The sequence below is a fragment of the Rothia nasimurium genome, from assembly GCF_004569295.1.
In the GTDB taxonomy this organism is placed as follows: Bacteria; Actinomycetota; Actinomycetes; order Actinomycetales; family Micrococcaceae; genus Rothia; species Rothia nasimurium_B.
This window is the reverse complement of the sequence record NZ_SPQC01000034.1, coordinates 22,088-28,321: the sequence shown is the minus strand read 5'-3', so window position 1 is coordinate 28,321 and position 6,234 is coordinate 22,088. Positions and strand designations below refer to the sequence as shown.

Below are 6,234 nucleotides of genomic sequence, written 5' to 3'. Positions count from 1 at the left end.
TTGTTGGAAGAGGTGGATGAGTTGTTCTCGTTGGTGTTGGGTGAGTGAGCTTCGTGCTCGCATAGGAGATGCTCCCCATTAGTTGGTGACTGTTTTTTAGTAGTCCAACTTATGGGGAGCAGTTCACGCTGGTTTGAGGGGGCTTTTTCTGCGCCCACGGCTGCCCAAGCAGGGGCGTGGGAGGCGATTTCGGCGGGCCACCATGCTCTGATTGTGGCTCCGACCGGGTCGGGTAAGACCCTTTCGGCCTTTCTGTGGGCCCTTGACCGCCTGCATTTTGAGAACCACGGGGGCGAGGGGCTCAGTGCCGGTAGTGGTGAGGGGGCGGACGCCGGTGGCGGGCAGGCGCAGCAGGCTGGGGGCGGGCGCACCCGCGTCCTCTATATTTCCCCCCTCAAAGCCCTGGGTGTGGATGTTGAGCGTAACCTGCGCGCTCCCCTGATCGGTATTGCCCAGACTGCCCGGCAGCTGGGGGTAGAGCCTCCGCAGGTGCGGGTGGGTGTGCGCAGCGGTGATACCCCGGCTAAGGAACGCCGCCAGCTGATTTCTAATCCGCCGGATATCCTCATCACCACTCCTGAATCCCTCTTTTTGATGCTGACCTCTAAGGCTCGCTCGACCCTGACCGGGGTGCATACGGTCATTATCGATGAGGTGCACGCGGTTGCCGGTACCAAGCGTGGCGCCCACCTGGCGGTGACCCTTGAACGCCTGGACCAGATTCTTGAGACCCCGGCCCAGCGCGTGGGCCTGTCGGCGACCGTGGAGCCGGTTGAAACCGTCGCCCGCTTTTTGGGTGGTAGTGTGCCGGTGCAGATTGTGCGCCCGCCCTCGGCCAAGGAGTGGGAGCTGACCCTTTCGGTGCCGGTGCCCGATATGACGGCCCTGGGCGGCCCCAATGCCTACGGGGAGGGGGATAACTCCTTCAACCAGGGCAGTAGCCCCCGGCCGACCCCAGCGCCTGCCGGGTCGGGTGCCTACCTGGATAAGCTCACCGAGCGTACCCGCTCCCGAATTCGCTCCCTGGATGCCACCGAGTTCGAGGACCGCGCTTTCGACGACGGGGCCGTGCAGGCCGATACCCTGGCGGACGCTGGCACCCGGCCGGAAGTCTCTGTGCGGCTGGCGGAGTCCCTGCCTCAGGGGGTAACGGTGGCTGAGGCCCTGGGTATCCGCCCGGTGGCGGGCCCTGCCCTGGGCTCCCAGCCTAATGAGCCCTCATCTGACTACTTTGACCAGCCCCTGCCTGCGCGCACACCCGGTAGTCGGGTGGGCGGTGAGCAGGCAGGCACTGCGCAGGTAAGCACTGTGCAGGCAAGTGCCGAGCAGGCTCTGTGGGACGCTGTGGGTGTTTTCCCCGGTGAGGAAACAGCGCCCTCCCCCCAGGTACAAACGCAAACCCAGCCTGCCCTCACCATCGAGGAGGTGCAGGTGGCTCCGTCCGCCCCGGGCGGGAGCACCGGGGGCGAAACAACCCCGAACCTCAACGGCTACCAGGCCTCCATCTGGCCGCACGTGGAAGAGCGCATTGTGGACCTGGTAGAGGCTAACCGCTCCACCATTGTCTTTGCTAACTCGCGCGGGCTGGCTGAGAAGTTAACGGCCCGCCTCAACGAGATTTACTTGGGCCGTCTAGAGGCCCGCGGAGAGCTGGGTGAGGTGACCGCGAGCGCCTCCACCGGTGCCCGCACCTATGCTTCCACCGGCGGGGAGCCGAAGGCCCTGGCCGATGTACTGGCTGAGGCCCTGGCCAAGGACACCCCCGCCCGGCTGGAAGCCGACGATGAGCGCCTGCCGGGGGCGGGAGCGTCCTTACCCCTTTCAACCCAGCCCCCTGCCCAGGTGATGGGGGGCTCGGCGACGGCTGCCGGGGCGCCGCCGGTGCTGGCAAGGGCCCACCACGGGTCGGTGTCGAAGGATCAGCGCACCCTGATTGAGGAGGCTCTGAAGTCGGGCCAGTTGCGGTGCGTGGTGGCCACCAGTTCCCTGGAACTGGGTATTGATATGGGCCATGTGGACCTGGTGATTCAGGTGGAGGCCCCGCACTCGGTGGCCTCTGGCCTGCAGCGGGTGGGGCGCGCCGGACACCAGGTGGGAGAGGTGTCGCGCGGCTACCTCTACCCCAAGCACCGGGGCGACCTGCTGAACGCCACAGTGACCGTGCAGCGTATGCTGGCCGGGCAGATTGAGCTCCTGGACATTCCCGCTAATCCCCTGGATATTTTGGCCCAGCAGACCGTAGCCGCCTGTGCCCTAGGCCCGATTAGCGTGGAGACCTGGTTTGAGGCCCTGCGGGCAACAGCTCCCTTTGCTACCCTGCCCCGGGCGGCCTTTGAGGCGACCCTGGATCTGCTGGCCGGTAAGTACCCCTCGGACGAGTTTGCCGAGCTGCGCCCCCGCATTGTCTGGGACCGGGACTCCGGGACGATTGAGGGCCGCCCCGGGGCCCAGCGCCTGGCGGTGACCTCCGGCGGCACGATTCCTGACCGCGGTCTCTTCCCGGTCTTCATTGCCGGGGCTGAGGATTCCAAGGCACCCAAGCGGGTGGGTGAGCTGGATGAGGAGATGGTCTATGAGTCCCGGGCCGAGGACGTCATTGCCCTGGGTGCCTCGTCCTGGCGGATTGAGGATATCTCCCACGACCGGGTGACGGTGACCCCTGCCCCGGGTATCCCCGGGCGCCTGCCCTTCTGGCACGGGGATTCACCGGGGCGTCCTGTCGATTTGGGGCGGGCTCTGGGGGCCTTTACCCGCGAGCTGGCGCTTGAGAACAGTAAGGACGCCGGTGCCGCCCACGCCCGCCTGCGCGGCCTTGGTCTGGATCAGTGGGCCGCCGATAACCTGCTGGCCTACGTGGCGGAGCAGGCAGAGGCGACCGACCAGGTGCCTAGCGAGAAGCACCTGCTGGTTGAGCGCTTCCGCGATGAGCTGGGGGATTGGCGTCTGATTCTGCACTCCCCCTTAGGCATGCCGGTGCACTCCCCCTGGGCCCTGGCCGTCGGCGCACGGGCCGAGGAACGCTACGGGGTCAATGCCTCAGCTATGGCCGCTGATGACGGCATCGTGCTGCGCGTCCCTGCTATGGAGGCCGAACCGCCCGGGGCTGACCTCTTCATCTTTGACCCGGCCGAGCTCGAAGACATCGTGACTGAGCGGGTGGGTAACTCTGCCCTCTTTGCCTCCCGCTTCCGCGAGAACGCCGCCCGCGCCCTGCTGCTGCCCCGCAAGGACCCGGGCCGCCGCACTCCCCTGTGGCAGCAGCGCCAGCGCTCCGCCCAGCTACTGGATGTGGCCCGTAAGTACCCCACCTTCCCCCTGCTGCTGGAGACCGCCCGCGAGTGCCTGCAGGACGTCTACGATCTGCCAGCCCTGACCGCCCTACACAAGGATCTCGAGGCCAAAAAGGTGCGGATCAGCGAGGTGGAAACCGAAACGCCCTCCCCCTTTGCCCGCACCCTGCTCTTTGGCTATGTGGCCCAGTTCCTCTACGATGGGGATTCCCCCCTGGCCGAGCGCCGAGCCGCTGCCCTGGCCCTAGACCCAGCCCTGCTAGCTGAACTACTCGGCAAGGACGAGCTGCGCGAGCTACTCGATGTTGAGGTCATCCGTTCCACCGAGGCCCGCCTGCAGCGCACCACTGCGGGCTACCGTCTGCGCGGGGTTGAGGGAGCCGCCGACCTGCTGCGTCTGCTCGGCCCCCTCACCGCTGCCGAGGCTGCCCAGCGTCTGCGGGTGCTCCTGGACCAGAGCGCCGGTAAGGACGCGGGGGCAGGCTCCGGGCAGGACGCCAGCACCCCGGCTCCCGACACCGAGGCAGGTCAGCCGGGTGAGCGCGTCCTGACTGAAGCTGAAGCCATCGACCATCTTGAGGCTCTGGTGAAAGCCGGGCGGGCCCTGCGCTTCCGCCTGCACGGGCGGGAACTCTACGCCGCCATTGAGGACGCCGCCCGCCTGCGCGATGCCCTGGGCGTGCCCCTGCCCATCGGGGTCCCCCTGGCCTTCCTGGAACTGGTCGAAGCTCCCCTGGTTGACCTGGTCGCCCGCTACGCCCGAACCCACGCCCCCTTTACCGCTGCCCAGGCAGCTGCCGCTCTCTCCCTGGGGGTCTCGGTGGTCGATACTGCCCTGCGTACCCTGGCGACAGACCGGCGGGTGATTTCCGGTGAGTTCCTGCCCGAAGAGCTCCGCGCCGAGCTAGCTGCAACCCGCACCGGCTCCACCGACCCCGCCTACCTGGCCGGAACCGAATGGGTGGATGCCTCTGTCCTACGTACCCTCCGCTCCCGATCCATGGCAGCCCTGCGCGCCGACGTCGAACCCGTTGCCCCCGGCACCTACGCCCGCTTCCTACCGCCCTGGCAGCATGTGGGTTTCTGGCAGGTCACCGAAACTACCGCCGCCCCCGGTACCTTCGGGGCACCGGCCCAGCGCATCAGCGTCCGCCGCGACGAAAGCGCCATGCTCAGCGGCTACGACGGCCTACTCACCGTGATCGACCAGCTCGCCGGGGTGCGGGTGCCCGCCTCTGCCCTCGAACCCCTGATTCTCAAGGCCCGCATCAGCGACTACACCCCCGCCCTGCTCGACTCAGCCATGAGCGCCGGGGACGTCATCTGGACGGGCGCCGGGCAGCTCGCCGGAGACGACGGCTGGGTCGCCCTACACCTGGGCGAAACCGCAGCCCTAACCCTGCCCGATGAGGTAGAACGCACCGAGGCGCTCGCCGCCCTGGGAGCCCTTGAAAACACCCTCTACGAGCTGCTGACCGGCGGACTCTTCTTTGGCCAGATTCAGACCCAGCTCGCTGCCCTGGCCACCTCGCTGGGCAACACGCCCCCGAGCGCCCAAGAGATTTCAACCGCCCTCTGGAACCTGGTCTGGGCCGGGCTGGTCACCGGCGATACCTTCGCCCCGGTGCGGGCTCTTATCTCGGGCGGGGCTTCGGCCCACAAGGTGGCCGCCCCCGCCCCCCGGGCCCGCTCCGTGGGAATGCGCCGCGGGGCCTCCCGCCTCTCTGCCTACCGCCTGGGGGTGGGCGTGGGCCGGGCCCCGGCGGTATCTGCCCAGGTCGCCCCCATCGATGGCGGACGCTGGGCCCGCATCGAGGCCGAACCGCTCGACACCACCGTGGCAGCTGCCGCCCGCGCCGAACTGCTCATGGACCGCTACGGGGTCCTCACCCGCGGGGCCGTGGCCGTTGAGGACACCCCCGGCGGCTTCGCCGAGGTCTACCGGGTGCTTTCTGCCGCCGAAGAAAAGGGCCTGGCCCGCCGCGGCTACTTCATTGAGGGCCTGGGCGCCGCCCAGTTCTCCGCCTCCGCCACCGTCGATAGACTCCGGGCGGCGGACGACATCACCGGGGTAGATGAGGGGCAGGACGCCGCACCCGGCGCCTCCGCCTACACTCCGGTGCGCCGTACCCGCCACTCGGTCACCCTGCTAGCTGCCACCGACCCGGCTAACCCCTACGGGGCCGCCCTGGACTGGCCCGCCCCCGTGGCCTGGGACAGCAACCGTACCCCTATCAAACATAAGCCAGGGCGTAAGGCCGGGGCCGTCGTCATCCTGGTTGACGGGGAACTGACCCTCTACCTGGAACGCGGCGGCAAAACCCTGCTGCCCTTTACCGACAGAACCGACCGGGTGGAGGCGTCCGCACCCCTGATTGGCCAGCTGATCCGCGCCGGAGTTGCCGACAAAATCGTCATCGAAACCGCAGGCGGGGTGGATGTGCTCAGCACACCTGGCCCCCTACCCCCTGCTCCCGACCAGCCGGACATAGCCGCGGAAGGCGGCGAGCACCCCGTCCTCACCCTGCGCCGGGCCCTGCTGGCCGCAGGTTTCTACGCCACCCCGCGCGGCCTACGTATACGGAAGGACTATTCCTAAAAACAGCGGAACCTCCCTTGCGTGGGGCAAGGGAGGTTCTGGGTAGCTAGCGGTCTCTCGTTGATTAGGCGGTGAGGTTGTACTCCACGCCCTCGTAGCCAGCGCGGAAGGCGCGGACGCTGCGGGTAAGGTGCACGTAGAAAGCACCGAGAGACATCACAAGCATCATGACCATAACAACCATGAGTGCGGTAAAGAGCAGATTCATTGTTCTGATCTCCATCTAGGGGACAGGCGGCTGGGAGACCGCCTAAGGAGTCAGGGCCTACTCTAGCAACATCGAATGAGCCTGCCCTTTGTATTAAGTTAGTGCTGGGCCATAAACTTCAACGGTGAAGCATGACG

Annotated in this window: 2 protein-coding genes; one reads left to right on the top strand and one right to left on the bottom strand. The window is 67.3% G+C overall.

All coding sequences use genetic code 11. The annotated features are described in order from the left end of the window. The first annotated feature begins 111 nt into the window (after positions 1-111). Positions 112-5,889: an Lhr family helicase gene (locus E4U03_RS09305; RefSeq protein ID WP_228066089.1), complete on the top strand. Its 5,778-nt coding sequence runs from the start codon at positions 112-114 to the stop codon at positions 5,887-5,889. A 64-nt stretch (positions 5,890-5,953) separates the two neighbouring features. Here E4U03_RS09305 and E4U03_RS12885 read toward each other — a convergent pair whose 3' ends face one another. Then, a complete protein-coding gene (locus tag E4U03_RS12885) occupies positions 5,954-6,097 on the bottom strand; it encodes a hypothetical protein (RefSeq protein WP_167752381.1) in 144 nt (47 codons plus the stop codon). Between the last annotated feature and the right edge of the window lie 137 nt (positions 6,098-6,234).

Bases quoted from the DNA above. Each gene is read 5' to 3' on its own strand.
- E4U03_RS09305 (WP_228066089.1), top strand. From the start codon at position 112: ATGGGGAGCAGTTCACGCTGGTTTGAGGGGGCTTTTTCTGCGCCCACG.
- E4U03_RS12885 (WP_167752381.1), bottom strand. From the start codon at position 6,097: ATGAATCTGCTCTTTACCGCACTCATGGTTGTTATGGTCATGATGCTT.